Origin of the sequence: Kitasatospora sp. NPDC094028, from assembly GCF_049543595.1 — a bacterium.
Classification (GTDB): Bacteria; Actinomycetota; Actinomycetes; order Streptomycetales; family Streptomycetaceae; genus Kitasatospora.
In genome coordinates, this window is record NZ_JBMVFA010000007.1 from 74,160 (window position 1) to 90,636 (window position 16,477).

Sequence of the window (16,477 nt, forward strand, 5' to 3'; positions counted from 1 at the left end):
ATGCGCCGCTACGGCAAGGACGCCGACGAGGACGACATCCGCAACCGCCCCGCCCGCCGGGGTTCCCGGCCGCGGACCCGCATCCGGCCCAAGCACGAGGACGCCGCCGAGGCGATGGTGCTCACCGTCGACCGCGGCCGGCTGACCTGCCTGGTCGACCCGGGAACGAAGCAGGAACGCGAGGTCGTCGCCATGAAGGCCCGCGAACTGGGCCGCAAGGGCGTGGTCGTCGGCGACCTCGTCGGCCTCGTCGGCGACCTCTCCGGGGACGCCGACACCCTCGCCCGGATCGTCCGGGTCGAGGAGCGCAGCTCCGTCCTGCGGCGCACCGCGGACGACGACGACCCGTACGAGCGGATCGTCGTCGCCAACGCCGACCAGCTCGCCATCGTCACCGCCCTCGCCGACCCCGAGCCCCGCCCCCGGCTGATCGACCGCTGCCTGGTCGCCGCCTACGACGCCGGCATGGAACCGCTGCTGGTCCTCACCAAGTCCGACCTCGCCCCGGCCGAGCCGATGCTGGAGTCCTACGCCCCGCTCGGCATCACCTACGTGGTCACCCGCCGGGACGAACTGGAGACCACCGGCGCCGAGGCCGTCCGCGAGCACCTGCGCGGCCTGTCCACCGTCTTCATCGGCCACTCCGGCGTCGGCAAGACCACCCTGGTCAACGCCCTCGTCCCGGACCGCCAGCGGCAGACCGGCCGGGTCAACGCCGTCACCGGCCGCGGCCGGCACACCACCGTCTCCGCCCTCGCCCTGCGCCTGCCCCCGCCGCCCGGTGCCAGGCCCGGCTCGAAGAAGGCGCTCGACACCGGCTGGGTGATCGACACCCCGGGCTTCCGCTCCTTCGGCCTGTCCCACATCGACCCGTCCCGGGTCATCCACGCCTTCCCCGACCTGGAGCCCGGCACCGTCGACTGCCCGCGCGCCTGCAGCCACGACGAACCGGACTGCGCCCTGGACGCCTGGGTCGCGGACGGCCACGCCGAGGGCGCCCGGCTCTACTCGCTGCGCCGCCTGCTGGCCAGCAAGGAGGCCCGCGAGGGCGACTGACGCCCCGGCTTCCCCGGCCGTTCGAGGTGTCGGACCGCGCCCGCCTGGCGATCATAGGAAGGTCGGGCCGGCGCGGGCCCGGCCCGTCGATCGACAGGGAGGGCACGGATGGCATGGGCCCTGGTGATCCTGGCCGGCCTGCTGGAGACCGGCTTCGCGATCAACCTCAAGCTCAGCGAGGGTTTCACCAAGCTCTGGCCCACCATCAGCTTCTGCGTGTTCGCCCTCGGCAGCTTCGGCCTGCTCACCCTCTCCCTCAAGAGCCTCCCGGTCGGCCCCGCCTACGCGGTGTGGACGGGCATCGGCGCGGCCGGCACCGCGATCTACGGCATGGCCTTCCTGGACGAGACCACCTCGGTGCTCAAGGTCGTCTCCATCTCCCTGGTGATCGCCGGCGTCATCGGCCTCCAGCTCAGCGGCACGGCCCACTGACGCTGCTCCTCGCCGACTCGCCTGGGCTAGGGTCTTGCCCATGGCCGACTACCACGACGATCTCCGACTCGCCCACGTCCTCGCCGACTCGGCCGACTCGGTCACCCTGGAGCGCTTCCGGGCCCTCGACCTGAAGGTCGAGACGAAGCCCGACCTCACCCCCGTCAGCGACGCCGACAAGGCCGCCGAGGAGCTGGTCCGCAGCGTCCTGCAGCGCGCCCGCCCGCGCGACGCCGTCCTGGGCGAGGAGTTCGGCCTGCAGGGCTCCGGCCCGCGCCGCTGGGTGATCGACCCGATCGACGGCACCAAGAACTACATCCGCGGCGTCCCGGTCTGGGCCACCCTGATCGCCCTGATCGAGGACGGCCCGGACGGCGTCGAGCGCCCGGTGGTCGGCATCGTCTCCGCCCCCGCGCTGCAGCGCCGCTGGTGGGCCGCCGAGGGCCTGGGCGCCTTCGCCGGCCGCAGCCTCGCCAAGGCCTCCCGGATCCACGTCTCCGGCGTCTCCCGGATCGAGGACGCCTCCTTCTCGTACTCCTCGCTGTCCGGCTGGGAGGAGCGCGGCCGCCTCGACCCGTTCCTGGACCTCACCCGGGCCTGCTGGCGCACCCGCGCCTACGGCGACTTCTGGTCCTACATGATGCTCGCCGAGGGCGCCGTCGACATCGCCGCCGAGCCCGAGCTGTCGCTGTGGGACATGGCCGCGCCGTGCATCGTCGTCCAGGAGGCCGGCGGCCGCTTCACCGGCCTGGACGGCATCGACGGCCCCGGCGGCGCCGACGCCGTCGCCACCAACGGCCTCCTGCACGAGGAGACGCTGCGGCGGCTCTCGGTCTGAGCCCCGCCCCGAGCCGAAGGGGCGCGCCGGTGCCGGAAGGGAGAAGCGACAAGCGACGGAGGAGCGCCGGAGCCCCGACCGTCGACACCGGGTCGGAGCGCCCCGGAGGCGAGCGGGCGAGCAGCAGTGCGGGCCCTGTGACCAGTGGGAGCTGGTCACAGGGCCCGCCGCTTTCCCGGTCCGGCCGCTACTGCTTGCGCAGCTCCCGGACCGCCGCCTCCAGCCGCTGCCCGTAATCGGCGTCGGCCTTGCGGAAGTTGTCGATCGCCCGCGCCACGATGTCCTCGCGGTCGGCCGAGACCTTGGCGAGGAAGCCCGCCAGGTTGGCGATCAGCCGCTGCTTCTCCTCCTCAGAGTACAGCCGGTACAGGGCGCCGGCCTGCCCGAAGTCGTCGTCCTCGGCGTGCGCGGGCGCGGCGTGGGTGCCGGTGGCCCCGGTGACGGCGGTCGCGGCCCACAGCGGGCGGCCGGTCTGCACCGGGCCGCCGAAGCTGTTCGGCTCGTAGTTCTTCTGCCGCCCGTGCCGCCCGTCGTAGAGGTGGCCGTCGCGCCCGTTGGTGCGGGCCTCGGTGGCGTGCGGGCGGTTGACCGGCAGGTGGTCGGCGTTGACGCCGACCCGGTAGCGGTGGGCGTCGGCGTAGGCGAACAGCCGGCCCTGGAGCATCTTGTCCGGGGACGGGCCGATGCCGGGCACGAAGTGCGCCGGGGAGAACACCGACTGCTCGACCTCGGCGAAGACGTTGTCGGGGTTGCGGTTCAGCTCCAGCCGGCCGATCTCGATCGGCGGGTAGTCGGCGTGCGGCCAGACCTTGGTGAGGTCGAAGGGGTTGAACCGGTAGGCGGCGGCGTCGGCCGCGGGCATGATCTGCACCTGCACCGTCCAGCTGGGGAACTCGCCGCGCTCGATCGCCTCGCGCAGGTCCCGCTGGTGGCTGTCCGGGTCCTCGCCGGCGAGGGCGTTGGCCTCGGCCTGGGTGAGGTTGCGGATGCCCTGGTCGGTCTTGAAGTGGTACTTGACCCAGAAGTGCTCGCCGGCCTCGTTCTGCCACTGGTAGGTGTGCGAGCCGTAGCCGTTCAGGTGCCGGTAGGAGGCCGGGATGCCGCGGTCGCCGAACAGCCAGGTCACCTGGTGGGTGGCCTCGGGCGACAGGCCCCAGAAGTCCCAGACGTTGTCGGCCTCCTGCGAGCCGGTGTACGGGTCGCGCTTCTGGGTGTGGATGAAGTCGGGGAACTTGACGGCGTCCTTGATGAAGAACACCGGGGTGTTGTTGCCGACGAGGTCGTAGTTGCCCTCCTCGGTGTAGAACTTCACCGCGAAGCCGCGCGGGTCGCGCACCGCGTCGGCCGAGCCGAGGTTGCCGGCCACGGTGGAGAAGCGCAGGAACACCTCGGTCCGCTTGCCGACCCCGGCGAGGAACGCCGCCCGGGTCCAGGGCGTCACGTCGGCGGTCACCGTGAAGGTGCCGTACGCGCCGGCGCCGCGGGCGTGCACCACCCGCTCCGGGATCCGCTCGCGGTTGAAGTGCGCGAGCTTCTCGAACAGCAGCTGGTCCTGGATCAGGGCCGGGCCGCCGACGCCCGCCGTCTCGGTGTTCTGGTTGTCGGCGACGGGGGCACCCGCCTCCGTGGTGAGGGTCGGGCGCAGCTCGTCCTGGGTGGTCATGGGGTGCCTCCGCGTCATCCGGTCGTGATGACACGAACCTAACTTTGGACTTTGTCCAAGTCAACACTGGAACCAATCCCGGAGCGTGACCTACTCTGGACCCATGAGCGACCTGCTGGAACGACTGCGCGCCCGCGGCTGGCGGCTGACCTCGCAGCGCCGCGTCGTGGCCGAGGTCCTCGACGGCGACCACGTCCACCTCACCGCCGACGAGGTGCACGCCCGCGCCGCCGCCCGCCTGCCCGAGATCAGCCGCGCCACCGTCTACAACACCCTCGGCGAACTCGTCGGCCTCGGCGAGGTGCTGGAGGTCGCCACCGACGGCCGCGCCCGGCGCTACGACCCCAACGCCCACCGCGCTCACCAGCACCTGGTCTGCTCCGGCTGCGGCACGGTCCGCGACGTCCACCCGCACGGCGACCCGCTCGCCGCGCTCCCCGCCGCCGAGCGGCACGGCTTCACCGTCACCGCCGCCGAGGTCACCTACCGCGGCCGCTGCCCCGGCTGCCGCCCCTGACCCGATGGTCGGGCCGCTACGCGCTCAACTCCGCGTGCAGGGCGCCGAGCAGCCGCCCGGCCCGCTCCGCCACCTCGGCCGGCCCGTAGTCGATCGCCCGCCGGCACCAGTTCTCCGCCTGCACCGGCTCGCCCCGGCGCAGCGCCAGCAGCGCCAGGCGCAGCGCCGCCCGCCCGTGCCCCGCGTCGGCGGCCCGGGTGTACCAGAGCATCGCCTCCGCCTCGCTGTCCTGCCGGGCCAGCAGCAGCCCCAGGTTGAACGCCGCGCTGCGGCTGCCCGCCTCCGCGGCCCGCCGGTACCAGCTCTCGGCGATCTCCAGCGCCCCCCGCTCGGCCGCCCGCACGCCCATCCGCACCTGCGCCCGCCGGTGCCCGGCGTCCGCCGCGAGCGCGTACCAGTGCTCCGCCTCGGCGTCCGCGTCCCCGCGCCGGTCCAGCAGCGAGGCCAGCCGGAACGCGCCCTCCGCCGACCCGCCGGCCGCCGCCTGCCGGTAGCGCTCCAGCGCGCCCGCCAGGTTGCCGCGCTGCTCCTGGACGACGGCCAGCTGCAGCGCCGCCTCGCCGTGCCCCTCGGCGGCCGCCCGCGCGTACCACTCCTGGGCCTGCTGCTGCTCGCCGCGCCCGGCGTGCAGCACGCCCAGGTTGAACGCGCCGTCCACGCTGCCCGCCTCGGCGGCCTTGGAGAACCACGGCTCGGCGCCGGACTCGTCGCCGCGCTGCAGCAGCACGACGGCCAGCGCGTTGCAGGCCTCCCGGTGCCCGGCGTACGCGGCCCGGCGGTACCACTGCTCGGCCTGCTGCTCGCGGCCGGCGCCGGCGCACAGCAGCCCGAGGTTGAAGGCGCCGTTCTGGTCGCCGGCCTCCAGCGCGGTGCGGTACCAGTGCTCGGCCTCCTTGGCTGCGCCGCGCCCGGCATGCAGGGCGCCGAGCGCGTTGGCGGCGTTGCCGTCGCCGGCCTCGGCGGCCTCCTGCCACCACTCGGCGGCGGCCGCCAGGTCCCCGGAGTCGCGCAGCAGGAAGCCGAGCGCGCAGGCGGCCCGCGCCTCGCCGTTCTGCGCGGACTGCCGGTACCAGCGGGCGGCCTCGTCCAGCAGCGCCTGGTCGCCGCCGGAGCGCTCCTCCAGGAGCACGCCCAGGCGCAGCGCGGCCCGGGCGTGGCTGCGGGCGGCGGCGGTGCGGTACCAGGCCTCGGCGGTGTCCTTGTCCCCGGCGGCCTCGCGCATCCGGGCCAGCCGGTAGGCGGCCTCGCGGTGCCCGGCGTCGGCGGAGACCTTGAACCAGCGCTCGGCCCGCACGTCGCGCCGGTGCTCCATCAGGTCGCCCAGCGCGTAGGCGCCGAGCGGGTGGCCGTGGTCGGCGGCGAAGTGCAGCCAGTACTCGGCGGCCTCCTCCTCGCCCTGGTCGCGCAGCTGCAGCCCGAGCGCGTGCGCGGCCGGGGCGCTGCCCGCCACGGCGGCCTGGCGCCACCACTGGCCGGCCTCGGCGCGGTGGCCCTGCTGGTGCAGCAGCACGCCGAGGTTGTTGGCGGCGGCGCGCAGCCCGGCGGCCGCGGCGCAGCGCAGGTAGGCCTCGGCGTCCTCCAGTTCGCCCCGGCGCAGCAGCAGGGTGCCGAGCCGGCAGGCGGCGTCCGGGTCGCCGCCGTCCGCGGCCTGCCGGTGCCGGGCCTCCAGCGCGGCGGACTCGCGGGCGGCGAGCGCCGTCTCGAAGCTGGTCGGGTCCAGGCCGGCCGGGTCGAGCGCGGCACCGGCCGGGCCGTCCGCGGCGGCGAGGCCGGCGCCCTGCGAGGCGTAGCTGCCGACCTCGGCGGAGAACTGACGGGTCGGTACGTGCACGAGGCTGTCGGGGCCGGATCCGCCGGCCGGGGGGCGCTCGGAGAGTCCGCTGGTGCGCTGGGCGGGCAGGGCTCCGGGGCGGTTCTCGGGGCTCTCGGTGCTCTCCGCCCAGGCGTCGGTGTCCGCCTCGACGGCGGCCGCCGGCTTGGCGCCCGGGCCGTACTTGCCGATCAGCCTCATGCCGACTCCCGCTCCCCCAGAGTGACGCGGCACCGCGCCCCGGCCCGTCGCCGGGGGGACTCCCGGGGGAGGCGCCGGACCGGACGACCGGTCAGCAGCCGTGCACCGTCCCCCGTGTGTCCCATCGTCGCATCACTCGCAACCCGCGTGCACCTGCCCCGGCCGAATTCGGGCGGGGCCGACCCGAAGCCGACGAAATTGCTTCGGCGCTTTGTCGATTTCCCGACACACCGGCACCACAAACCCCACTGCCGTCCTCGTTGGCGACGGTCGATAGTACCGGAGCGGTTCCCACCGCTTGCGGACGAGAAGCCCGCGGCGGGAACGCAGAAGGCCCGGAGGACGAATCCTCCGGGCCTTCCGGCTACTGAGTAGCGGGGACAGGATTTGAACCTGCGACCTCTGGGTTATGAGCCCAGCGAGCTACCGAGCTGCTCCACCCCGCGTCGGTGGTTAAACCATAGCACGGACGCGGGGTGGGACCTAAAACGGTTTCCGCAGCTGAGCGGCCTACGGGCGCGGGGGCGGTGCCGTGGCGCCCCCCGGCGTCGGCGCCGGGGCCCCGCCGCGGGCCGCCTCGGCGGCCTTCAGCGCGTCGCCGAGCGCCTTCTGCGCGGCGCCGTACGCCACCCAGTCGCCGTTCTTGAACGCCGTCTGGCTGTCGTTGTACGCCTTCTCCGCGTCACCGAGCGCCTTCTGCAGCTCCGGCGAGATCGTCCCGCCCGGCGCCGGCGTGGCCGGCGCGGAGGGCGCGGGCGTCGCCGATCCGGTCGGCGCCGGCGTCGCCGGAGCCGTCGGACTGGTCGGGCTGGTCGGCGCGGTCGGGGTGCCGCCCTGCGTGGCCGAGGTCGACGGCGCGACCGGCGTCACCGGCGGCGTCCCGTCCCCGAACAGCTTCTTCAACGCGTCCTCAAGGGTGTTCTCGAACGCCACGTTGTCGTCCCCGTACACCGCCAGGACCTTCTGCATCGTCGGGTACTTGGCACCGCGCCCGCGCACGTACACCGGCTCGACGTTCAGCAGCCCCCCGCCGACCGGCAGCGTCAGCAGGTTCCCGTACTCCAGCACCGTGTCGCCGTTCTTCAGCGCGTAGATCTGGTTCGCCACCTCCTTGCGGGAGTTGAACTTCGACTGCACCAGACCCGGGCCGGGGGCACCGGACTCGCCCGTCATCTTCAGGACGCGGATCTTCCCGTAGTCGTCCCCCGGATCCGCGTTCACCGCCATGAACGCCGCCAGGTTCGGCCGGTCGTTGGGCACGAACGAACTCGTCAGCGAGAAGCTCGCGTTCGCCGCGTCCGGCATCCGCACCGTCACGTAGTACGGCGGCTGGACCTGCTTGGTGTCACTGGTCGGGTCCACCGGGACCTGCCAGATGTCACTGCCGTTGAAGAACGAGTTGGAGTCCGTCACGTGGTACTGGCCGAGCAGGTCGCGCTGCACCTTGAACATGTCCTGCGGGTAGCGCAGGTGCGGCAGCAGCGACTGCGGGATGTCCGCCTTCGGCTCCACCGTGCCCGGGAAGGCCTTCATCCAGGTCTTCAGCACCGGGTCCTTCTCGTCCCACTGGTAGAGCTTCACCTCGCCGGTGTAAGCGTCCACCGTCGCCTTGACCGAGTTGCGGATGTAGTTGACCTGGTTGGCGACGGCCAGCAGCTCACCGCGCTGGTTGGTCAGCGAATCCTTGGTCGCGGTGCCCAGCGTCGTCTTCGACGAGAACGGGAAGCCGTCCGAGGTGGTGTAGCCGTCCACCACCCACACCACGTGCTTGTCCATCACGACCGGGTACGGGTCGGCGTCGATCGACAGCCACGGAGCGACCTTCTCCACCCGCTCCTTCGGCGTCCGGTTGTAGATCACCTTGGCGCCGTCGGTGATCGCTCCCGCGTACAGGATCTGCGGCTCGGCGAAGCGCACCGCGTACGCGGCCCGCGTGATCGGGTTGTCCAGCGAGACGCCGCTGGCGCCCTCGTAGGTCGTCTCGACGTTCACACCGGTCTTGACGTCGGTGTAGTCGATCTCCTTGTTCGAGCCGCCGACGATCGAGTACGACGTCGTCTTCTCGCCGTAGTAGATCCGCTGCTCGTAGTCGCCCAGCGTGCCGGTCGCCGGCAGGCCCGACTCGGTGAACACCGGCTGGCCGGTGGTGTCGACCTGGTTGCCCTTGGCGACCACCGCGCCGTAGCCGTGGGTGTACTTGAAGTGGTCGTTGATCCAGTTCCGCTGCACCCCGTTGAGGTCCAGCTCCCGCAGGCCGATCACCGCGTCCTGCTTGCCCGCGCCGCTGCCGTACCGGTCCACGTCCAGCGTGCTCGGGAAGGCGTAGTAGTTGCGCTGCTGCTCCAGCGACTGGAACACCGGCGAGACCACGTTCGGGTCCACCAGCCGCACGTCCGCGATCGTCTGCGCGTCCGGCTTCAGCGCGTCCGCCGTCGTCGAACCCTGCGGGGTGTACGGGGTGGTCTGCGCGTCCGCGATCCCGTACGCCTGCCGCGTCGCGTCGATGTTCTTCTGGATGTACGGCGTCTCCTTGGCCTGCTCGTTCGGCTTGACCTGGAACTGCTGCACGATCGCCGGGTACAGCCCGCCGATCAGCACCGCCGACAGCACCATCAGGCCCAGCCCGATCAGCGCCGGCGCCCAGGTGCGGCGCACCGGCGTCAGGAAGAACAGCACCGCGCAGATGACCGCCACGAAGAACAGGATCGTCTTGGCCGGCAGGAACGCGTTCGCGTCCACGTAACGCAGGCCCGTCCAGCCCGAGACGCCCTTGTACGAGCCGGTCTTCACCGCCAGGCCGTACCGGTCCAGCCAGTACGCCGCCGCCTTCAGCAGCACGAACACGCCCAGCAGCACCGCCAGGTGCCCCTGCGCGCCCGCGCTCGCCCGCCGGCCCGGGCCCTGCAGCCGCAGCCCCCCGTACAGGTAGTGCACCATCGTCGACGTCAGCAGCGACACGATCACCGCGCTGAACGCGAAGCCCAGCACGAACTCGTAGAACGGCAGGTCGAAGGCGTAGAAGGAGACGTCCATGCCGAACTGCGCGTCCTTCTCACCGAAGGAGGTCGAGTTCGTCCACATCAGCCAGGTCCGCCACTGGCCGGACGCGGCGGCGCCCGCCACCAGGCCGATCACCAGCGAGATGCCGATCAGCGCCCAGCGCTTGAACGGCGCCAGCCCCGCCCGGTAGCGGTCCAGGCTCTGCTGCTCGACCGACATCGCCGACAGCGGCGGCCGCAACCGGTGCGCCAGCCAGATGTTGAAGCCGACGATCGCCGCCATCAGCAGCCCGAACACCGCGAACAGGCCGACCTTCGTCCACAGCTGCGTGGTGAACACCGACGAGTAGTGGACCGACCTGAACCACAGCCAGTCCGTCCAGAACCCGGCGAACATGACGAACAGCAGGAACAGCACCGCGAGCACGCCCAGGGTCAGCAGGGCGACCCGCGCCCGCCGGGAGGGCGGGCCTACCCTGCGCCGGAAACCCGGCCCTGAGCGTTCCGGCATCTGGAATACCACGGTGGCACCTCAGCTGTGTCGTCTGGAGTCGGTCGGTCTTCAGAGCAACTTAACCAGGCTTTGGCCGAGTTCCCACCGTTAGCAGACGGTTACTACACCCCGCACCCGCCGCCCGCCACCCCACCCGGCCGGCCGCGCCCCGGCCCGCCCGGCGCCCCCGACCCGCCCGACGTGTGAGGATTGGGTCATGTCCGACGCGTCTGCATTCAGCAACTCCCCCGACGACGTCTCCAAGCTCCCGGCCGCCTCCCCGCTCACCCGGGCCGCGCTGGAGATCGACGAGTACGCCGCCTCCCTCGGCTGGGACCTCCCCGCCCGACTGTTCGCCCTGGTGGACAGCGCCGCCCTGCGCAAGGCCGACCCGCGCATCGCCAAGCAGCTCGGCCTCACCGACGACGACGCGGCCGGCCTCACCCCGGTCGAGCAGGAGGAGATCCCGGCCGGCATGGAACTCGACAAGTTCCTCGCCACCATCGCCTGGCCCGCCGCGGTGGCCGGCTGCGCCCTGGTCGTCGAGCGGCAGATGCTGCCCCCCGGCGCCGAGCAGTCCCGCCCGCGCGGCGCCAGCGACGCCCAGCTCGCCGAGTGGGTGGCCCACCACCCCAAGCGCGAGGAGGTGCGGATCACCGCCGCCGTGCTGCGAGGCGGCAAGAAGGAGATCGCCCTGCGGCTGCGCTCCAAGGACGTCGCCCGCGAGGTGCTGACCGGGCCGGACCTGGTGCCCGGCCTGACCGACGCCCTGCTGGCGACCTTCTCCTAGGGCGTCTACTTCGCGCAGGACGGCAGCGCCGAGGCCTGCCCGGAGCGGATCTGCTCCAGCGACTTCAGCGCGCCGTCCAGCGTGTCCGTCTTGACCAGGGTCAGCCCGGACGGCACGTTCTTCGCCGCCTCGGCGCAGTTCGAGGACGGGGTGAGGAAGTACTCGGCGCCGGCGTCCCGGGCCGCGATGATCTTCATCGCTATCCCGCCGATCGGGCCGACCTTGCCGTCGTCGTCGATGGTGCCGGTGCCGGCGACGAACTTCCCGCCGGTGAGGTCGCCGCCCGGGGTGAGCTTGTCGATGATGCCGAGCGAGAACATCAGCCCGGCGCTCGGGCCGCCGACGTCCTGCAGGCCGATGTCGATCTGGAACGGGTAGGTGTGCCGGATACCGGTGCCGATGCCGACCGCCGCGAGGTCGGCCCGCTCCGCCGGGGCCTTCGGGTCGAGGTCGCGGACCTTCACGGTCGGGACCGTGACGTCGGTGCGGGCGCCGGGGGTGGCGGACTGGGCGGCGGCCGGGCTCCCGTTCGCCGCGTCCTTCACCCGGGGCACCACGGTGAACACCGCGGACTCGCCCGGCTTGTGCTTGGTGACGGCGGCGACCACCTGGTCGACCGTGGTGACCGCGGTGCCGTCCACCGCGACGATCTGGTCGCCCGCGTGCAGCCGCCCCTCGGCGGGCGCGCCGGCGGTGACCGACTTGACGATCAGCTCACTGCCGACCGGGACGCCCAGCTGCTTGAGCGCGGCGGTGCGGGCGCTGTCCTCGGAGGAGGCGAACTCCTCGGCGTTCTGCTTCTTGGCGTCGGCGTCCGTCTGACCCTTCGGGTAGACGTTGTCGTGCGGCACCACCAGCACGTCGTCGCGCAGCCAGCCGATCACCGCGTTCACCAGGCTGGGCTCGTACCGGGCCCCGGTCACCTGGACGGTGGTCATGTTGAGGTGCCCGGTCGTCGGGTACGAGTCGTGCCCGGTGACGGTGATCACCGGCTTGCCGCCCTGGTCGCCGAGCGTGTTGTACGTCGGGCCCGGGCTCATCTCCGTGTACGGCACCTTCATCAGCACCGAGACGCAGAGCAGCGCTATGAGCAGCAGGGTGGCAGCGAGCATCGTCGCGGAGCGGCGTGGCATGCCTCGACAGTACGGGACGCCGGTGAACCGACGCCCGCCGGGCTACCGCCCCGAGTGCTCCCGGGAGGCGGCGGCACCGGCGGTGGTGCGTTCCATCGCGGCCATGAAGCGCCGGTGCTCGGCGAGCGAGGCCGGGTCCCCCGTGGCCTTCGGGGCCCGCTGGGCCCAGCCGGCCCACACGGCGGCGAGCAGGACGGCGATGACCGGAATGATCAACCAGGCGAGCGCACTCATGTCGGTACTCCCAGCTCGTCGTGTCTATGAGCAGATTAACCACTCCGGCGGACAACGCCGACGGCGCCGTCCGGGTTACGGCACCGCCGATCGGCTCACTTCCAGGGAGTATTCGGGGCCCCCGCCCGGGCCCGTTCGAGTGAGGGCCCGGCGCGCCTCACCCCGCGACCGCGCCGCGTGTGCGGGGCACGACGGTGCGTGACCTCGGCGGCCTCAGCAGGCCCCGGCGCCGACCCACTCCTCCTCGCCGTCCGCGAAGACCTGGTGCTTCCAGATCGGCACCTCGTGCTTGAGGTCGTCGATCAGCCGGCGGGCCGCCGCGAAGGCCTCGGCGCGGTGCGCGCAGGACACGGCGACGATCACGGCCTTGTCCGTGATCTCCAGCCGGCCGATCCGGTGCACCGCGGCGAGCGCCAGCACCGGGAAGTCCGCGACGACCTTCTCGGCGACCCGGCGCAGCTCCTGCTCGGCGCTCGGGTGGCAGCTGTACTCCAGCGCGGTCACCGACTTGCCGCCGTCGTGGTCGCGGACCGTCCCGACGAAGACGGTCGTCCCGCCGGCCGCGTCGTCACCGACCGCCTCGTACACCTCGTCCAGGGAGAGCGGGGTGTCGCGGACGGCGAGCAGACGGATGGGGTCGTGGTTCTCGGACATGACCCCATGATTGCCCATCCCCGCCCGCCCACGACAAGGGGTTTCCACATCACGATGTGGCAATTCCACATCGTGAGAACCGCCGCCCCGCCGCAGGTCAGAACCGGCGCCGCTTCCGGGCCCGCCGCACCAGCGCCGCCGTGCCCACCAGCGCCACCGTCGCCCCGGCCGCCCCCAGACTCGTCGCCGCCTCCTTGCCGCCCAGCCGGCGCCCCACCACCGCGTGCTTGCCCGACACCTGCGCCAGCAGCTCCGCCAGCACCTGCTCATTCGTGAACGCCGGACGCCAGCCCGCCTCGTGCAGCCGACTGCCCGACACCACCCACGGGTACATCGTGTACGCCAGGTCCCCCGCCGGAGCCGGCGTCAGCCCCAGCCGGTGCAGCCGCGCCGCCGTCCCCAGCGCCAGCGACGCCGGCAGCTCCATCCGCCGGATGCCCGACAGCCGCTCCACGTCCTCCTGCTCCAGCCAGCCGTCACAGCCGACCGTCACCTCGCCCTCGACCAGGCCCAGCGCCGCGTACTCCAGCGCCGCCGCCAGGTCGTCCACGTGGCAGAACTGCCAGCACGGGCGCGAACCCGCCACCACCAGCAGCCGCGGCGCCTCGAAGTGCCGGGTCAGCACCGTGTCCACCCCCGGGCCCACCACCACGGCCGGCCGCAGCACCGTCACCTGCAGCCCCGGATGCGCCCGCGGCGCCCGCCTCGCCAGCCGCTCGATCTCCAGCAGGTCCCCGACCAGCGAGGCCTCCTCGGTCGCCCGCAGCTCCGAGTCCTCCGCCAGCGGCACCTCGTTGTCGGCCAGCGCGCCGTAGACCATCGCCGAAGTGCACAGCACCACCCGGTGCACCCCCGCCGCCGCGGCCGCCGTCAGCACCGTCTGCGCGCCGCGCACGTTGTAGGCGCTGCGGGCCCGCGGATCCGACTCCATCCCGAAGTCCATCGCCAGGTGCACCACCACGTCCACCCCGGCCAGCCGCTCCGCGACCGCCGGGTCCCGCACGTCCAGCACCCGCCACTGCACCCCCGGCACGTCACCGCGCCGGTCGTCCACCGCCAGCACCCGGCGCACGTGCGGCGAGGCCACCAGCCGCGCCGCGACCCGCTCGCCCAGCACACCCGCGGCGCCGGTCACCGCCACGGTCAGCGGCCGCCCGCCGTACGCTGGAGGCGGCGACGCCGTGGTGTCCGGGGCGTCCTCCCCTCCGGTCAGCCCAGAGCGAACGTCCGAAGGCGGGGAACTCACCGGCCATCCTCCACGGTTAGCTTATGTGCGTACGGACGTGTGTCACGTACGTCCATCCTGCCCGAGGCGAAGGCCCCGCGGTGCACCCGGCGCGGGCCAGCCGCACGGGAGCCGCGCACGAGTCCCCCACTGAGCCGGTGCCCCGGGCGGGCAGCACACCCGCCACACCCGCATGACGGCCGACCGGATCGAGGACCCCGTGAGCGACCTTCCCTTCGGATTCGGCGTTCCGCCCGAGGAGCCCGAGGACGGCAAGGCCAAGCCCGACGACGCGCAGAAGAAGAAGGACCAGGGCCCGGCCGAGCCCGCCGCCGGCGGCCAGCAGCCGTTCGGCTTCGGCACCGGCAACCCCTTCGGCGCCCTCTTCGGCATGCCCGGCATGCCCGGCACCCCGGGCGCGCCCGGCGGCGCCGACAACCCCTTCGCCGCGATGTTCGGCGGCCTCGGCCCGAACGACCTCGGCGCCGCGTTCCAGCAGCTCGGCCAGATGCTCTCCTTCGAGGGCGGCCCGGTGAACTGGGACCTCGCCACCAACATCGCCCGGCAGACCGTCGTCGCCGAACCCGCCGAGGGCAAGACCAAGGACCGCTCGGTCAGCGCCGCCGAACGCTCCGCCGTCGCCGAGGCCGTCCGCCTCGCCGACCTGTGGCTCGACGGCTCCACCGAGTTCCCCTCCGGCGCCGGCACCGCCGTCGCCTGGAGCCGCGCCGAGTGGATCGAGGCCACCCTCCCCGTCTGGAAGGACCTCGTCGACCCCGTCGCCGAACGCGTCGGCACCGCCATGGGCGGCGTCCTGCCCGAGGAGATGCAGGCCATGGCCGGCCCGCTCATGGGCATGATGCGCTCCATGGGCGGCGCCATGTTCGGCACCCAGATCGGCCAGGCCCTCGGCGCCCTCGCCGCCGAGGTCGTCGGCTCCACCGACATCGGCCTGCCGCTCGCCCCCGCCGGCAAGGCCGCCCTCCTGCCGCAGAACGTCGCCGAGTTCGGCGAGGGCCTCAACGTGCCCGCCGACGAAGTCCGGCTCTACCTCGCCCTGCGCGAAGCCGCCCACCAGCGGCTCTTCGCCCACGTCCCGTGGCTGCGCGCCCACCTGCTCGGCGCCGTCGAGGCCTACGCCCGCGGCATCAAGGTCGACACCACGCGCATGGAGGAACTCGTCGGCCAGCTCGACCCGAGCAACCCCGAAGCCCTCCAGGACGCGCTCGCCGGCGGCCTCCTCCAGCCCGAGGACACCCCCGAGCAGAAGGCCGCCCTCGCCCGCCTGGAAACCGCCCTCGCCCTCGTCGAAGGCTGGGTCGACGCCGTCGTCCACGCCGCCGCCGCGCCGCACCTGCCGCAGGCCGACGCACTGCGCGAGACCGTCCGCCGCCGCCGCGCCGCCGGCGGGCCCGCCGAGCAGACCTTCGCCACCCTCGTCGGCCTCGAACTGCGCCCCCGCCGCCTGCGCGACGCCGCCCGGTTGTGGGCCCTGCTCGCCGACGCACGCGGCATCGAAGGCCGCGACGCCCTCTGGGAGCACCCCGACATGCTGCCCACCGCCGCCGACCTCGACGACCCGGACGCCTTCGTCCACCGCGGCAGCGGCGACCTGGAGGGCGGCATCGACTTCGACGCCCTCGACAAGCTGCTCGGCGAAGCCGCCGCCGGCGGCACCGGGAAGCCCGACCTCACCAAGAACGACGAGGGCGACACCGACGGAAAGGGCGAACCCACCGCATGACGTCCCCCCACCCCGGCGCCCCCGGCCTGCACGCCGACGCCGTCCGCACCCTCGCCGGCTGGCAGCCCGCCGAGCCGGAACAGGACCGGCTGCGCCGCGACTACCTGGCACACCTGGACGAGCAGCCCGAAGGCCTCTACCGGTCCTGCCTGCCCGCGCACATCACCGCGAGCGCGGCCGTCGTCGACCCGGCCGCCGGACGGGTGCTGCTCACCCTGCACCCCAAGGTCGGCCGGTGGCTGCAGATGGGCGGGCACTGCGAGCCCGGCGACACCAGCCTCGCCGCGGCCGCGCTGCGCGAGGCCGTCGAGGAGTCAGGCATCCCCGACCTCACCCTGCTGACGACGGACGGCGTGCCCGTGCCGGCCAAGCTCGACCGGCACCAGGTCCGCTGCACCGGCAAGGACCGGCCGGAGAACACCCACCTGGACGTCCAGTACATCGCGCTGGCCCCGGCCGGCGCGCGGGAGCTCATCAGCGAGGAGTCACTGGACCTGCGCTGGTTCGACTACGACCGCCTGCCGGAGCTCACCGACCACTCGGTGCGCGACCTGGTCGCCCGCGCCCGGCAGCTCACCGGCTGAAGCACGACGACGACGAGGGGCGGGGGGCCCGCGGGGCCCCCCCGCGGGCCCCACGGCCTCGTCGTCGTTTCCGGTGGAGCGATCGAGGGAGGGCGTGTGGGGGG

The 16,477-nt window shown here is 73.3% G+C and carries 14 protein-coding genes and 1 tRNA gene; 7 read left to right on the forward strand and 8 right to left on the reverse strand.

The features are described from left to right. The 3 genes from rsgA (at position 1) to hisN (ending at position 2,326) form a co-directional block, all read left to right on the forward strand. Positions 1-1,056 carry a ribosome small subunit-dependent GTPase A gene (rsgA, locus tag ACPC54_RS13775; protein WP_498964602.1) on the forward strand — a complete coding sequence of 352 codons (1,056 nt, stop codon included), beginning with the start codon at positions 1-3 and terminating at the stop codon, positions 1,054-1,056. Between the two features lie 108 nt (positions 1,057-1,164). Beyond that, the gene (locus tag ACPC54_RS13780) at positions 1,165-1,488 is read left to right on the forward strand and encodes a DMT family transporter (RefSeq protein ID WP_498964604.1); all 324 of its coding nucleotides are present in this window, start codon (positions 1,165-1,167) and stop codon (positions 1,486-1,488) included. Positions 1,489-1,528: 40 nt separating this feature from the next. Further along, complete coding sequence (hisN, locus tag ACPC54_RS13785; RefSeq protein ID WP_498964606.1) at positions 1,529-2,326, forward strand: histidinol-phosphatase; 798 nt, start codon at positions 1,529-1,531, stop codon at positions 2,324-2,326. A 187-nt stretch (positions 2,327-2,513) separates the two neighbouring features. On the opposite strand, the gene ACPC54_RS13790 is transcribed toward hisN, so the two are convergent. Beyond that, positions 2,514-3,989, reverse strand: coding sequence for a catalase (locus ACPC54_RS13790; protein WP_498964608.1), 1,476 nt, complete (start codon positions 3,987-3,989; stop codon positions 2,514-2,516). 103 nt (positions 3,990-4,092) lie between these two features. Here ACPC54_RS13790 and ACPC54_RS13795 point away from each other — a divergent pair, with 103 nt between their 5' ends. Then, positions 4,093-4,506 (forward strand): Fur family transcriptional regulator, encoded by a 414-nt coding sequence (locus ACPC54_RS13795; RefSeq protein ID WP_498964610.1) that lies wholly within the window; start codon positions 4,093-4,095, stop codon positions 4,504-4,506. 16 nt (positions 4,507-4,522) lie between these two features. Here the strand turns inward: ACPC54_RS13795 and ACPC54_RS13800 are convergent, their stop codons facing one another. The 3 genes from ACPC54_RS13800 to ACPC54_RS13810 all read right to left on the reverse strand — a co-directional run bounded on the left by ACPC54_RS13800 (position 4,523) and on the right by ACPC54_RS13810 (position 10,027). Beyond that, positions 4,523-6,517, reverse strand: a complete 1,995-nt coding sequence (locus tag ACPC54_RS13800; protein WP_498964612.1) for a tetratricopeptide repeat protein — start codon at positions 6,515-6,517, stop codon at positions 4,523-4,525. Positions 6,518-6,889: 372 nt separating this feature from the next. Further along, positions 6,890-6,963: transfer RNA gene (locus tag ACPC54_RS13805), tRNA-Met, on the reverse strand. Between the two features lie 64 nt (positions 6,964-7,027). Further along, positions 7,028-10,027, reverse strand: coding sequence for a UPF0182 family membrane protein (locus ACPC54_RS13810; RefSeq protein WP_498964933.1), 3,000 nt, complete (start codon positions 10,025-10,027; stop codon positions 7,028-7,030). A 199-nt stretch (positions 10,028-10,226) separates the two neighbouring features. Between ACPC54_RS13810 and ACPC54_RS13815 the strand changes: the two genes are divergently transcribed. Continuing rightward, complete coding sequence (locus ACPC54_RS13815) at positions 10,227-10,799, forward strand: PPA1309 family protein (protein ID WP_498964614.1); 573 nt, start codon at positions 10,227-10,229, stop codon at positions 10,797-10,799. A 5-nt stretch (positions 10,800-10,804) separates the two neighbouring features. On the opposite strand, the gene ACPC54_RS13820 is transcribed toward ACPC54_RS13815, so the two are convergent. The 4 genes from ACPC54_RS13820 to ACPC54_RS13835 form a co-directional block, all read right to left on the reverse strand. Beyond that, positions 10,805-11,932, reverse strand: a complete 1,128-nt coding sequence (locus ACPC54_RS13820) for a YlbL family protein (RefSeq protein WP_498964616.1) — start codon at positions 11,930-11,932, stop codon at positions 10,805-10,807. Between the two features lie 42 nt (positions 11,933-11,974). Further along, the gene (locus ACPC54_RS13825) at positions 11,975-12,166 is read right to left on the reverse strand and encodes a hypothetical protein (protein ID WP_498964618.1); all 192 of its coding nucleotides are present in this window, start codon (positions 12,164-12,166) and stop codon (positions 11,975-11,977) included. Between the two features lie 213 nt (positions 12,167-12,379). Beyond that, the gene (locus ACPC54_RS13830; RefSeq protein WP_498964620.1) at positions 12,380-12,820 is read right to left on the reverse strand and encodes a molybdenum cofactor biosynthesis protein MoaE; all 441 of its coding nucleotides are present in this window, start codon (positions 12,818-12,820) and stop codon (positions 12,380-12,382) included. Positions 12,821-12,917: 97 nt separating this feature from the next. Further along, complete coding sequence (locus tag ACPC54_RS13835; protein WP_498964622.1) at positions 12,918-14,066, reverse strand: NAD-dependent epimerase/dehydratase family protein; 1,149 nt, start codon at positions 14,064-14,066, stop codon at positions 12,918-12,920. Positions 14,067-14,265: 199 nt separating this feature from the next. Between ACPC54_RS13835 and ACPC54_RS13840 the strand changes: the two genes are divergently transcribed. Both ACPC54_RS13840 and ACPC54_RS13845 read left to right on the forward strand, forming a co-directional pair. Then, entirely contained in the window at positions 14,266-15,789 is a 1,524-nt protein-coding gene (locus tag ACPC54_RS13840) for a zinc-dependent metalloprotease (RefSeq protein ID WP_498964624.1), read from the forward strand. Continuing rightward, on the forward strand, positions 15,786-16,373 hold the full coding sequence (locus tag ACPC54_RS13845) for an NUDIX hydrolase (protein WP_498964626.1): 588 nt from the start codon (positions 15,786-15,788) through the stop codon (positions 16,371-16,373). Before ACPC54_RS13840 ends, ACPC54_RS13845 begins: the two co-directional genes overlap by 4 nt. Positions 16,374-16,477: the final 104 nt, after the last annotated feature.

What these genes read in the sequence shown, in the direction of transcription:
- rsgA (WP_498964602.1), top strand. Translation starts at nt 1, where the DNA reads ATGCGCCGCTACGGCAAGGACGCCGACGAGGACGACATCCGCAACCGC.
- ACPC54_RS13780 (WP_498964604.1), top strand. Translation starts at nt 1,165, where the DNA reads ATGGCATGGGCCCTGGTGATCCTGGCCGGCCTGCTGGAGACCGGCTTC.
- hisN (WP_498964606.1), top strand. Translation starts at nt 1,529, where the DNA reads ATGGCCGACTACCACGACGATCTCCGACTCGCCCACGTCCTCGCCGAC.
- ACPC54_RS13790 (WP_498964608.1), bottom strand. Translation starts at nt 3,989, where the DNA reads ATGACCACCCAGGACGAGCTGCGCCCGACCCTCACCACGGAGGCGGGT.
- ACPC54_RS13795 (WP_498964610.1), top strand. Translation starts at nt 4,093, where the DNA reads ATGAGCGACCTGCTGGAACGACTGCGCGCCCGCGGCTGGCGGCTGACC.
- ACPC54_RS13800 (WP_498964612.1), bottom strand. Translation starts at nt 6,517, where the DNA reads ATGAGGCTGATCGGCAAGTACGGCCCGGGCGCCAAGCCGGCGGCCGCC.
- ACPC54_RS13810 (WP_498964933.1), bottom strand. Translation starts at nt 10,027, where the DNA reads ATGCCGGAACGCTCAGGGCCGGGTTTCCGGCGCAGGGTAGGCCCGCCC.
- ACPC54_RS13815 (WP_498964614.1), top strand. Translation starts at nt 10,227, where the DNA reads ATGTCCGACGCGTCTGCATTCAGCAACTCCCCCGACGACGTCTCCAAG.
- ACPC54_RS13820 (WP_498964616.1), bottom strand. Translation starts at nt 11,932, where the DNA reads ATGCCACGCCGCTCCGCGACGATGCTCGCTGCCACCCTGCTGCTCATA.
- ACPC54_RS13825 (WP_498964618.1), bottom strand. Translation starts at nt 12,166, where the DNA reads ATGAGTGCGCTCGCCTGGTTGATCATTCCGGTCATCGCCGTCCTGCTC.
- ACPC54_RS13830 (WP_498964620.1), bottom strand. Translation starts at nt 12,820, where the DNA reads ATGTCCGAGAACCACGACCCCATCCGTCTGCTCGCCGTCCGCGACACC.
- ACPC54_RS13845 (WP_498964626.1), top strand. Translation starts at nt 15,786, where the DNA reads ATGACGTCCCCCCACCCCGGCGCCCCCGGCCTGCACGCCGACGCCGTC.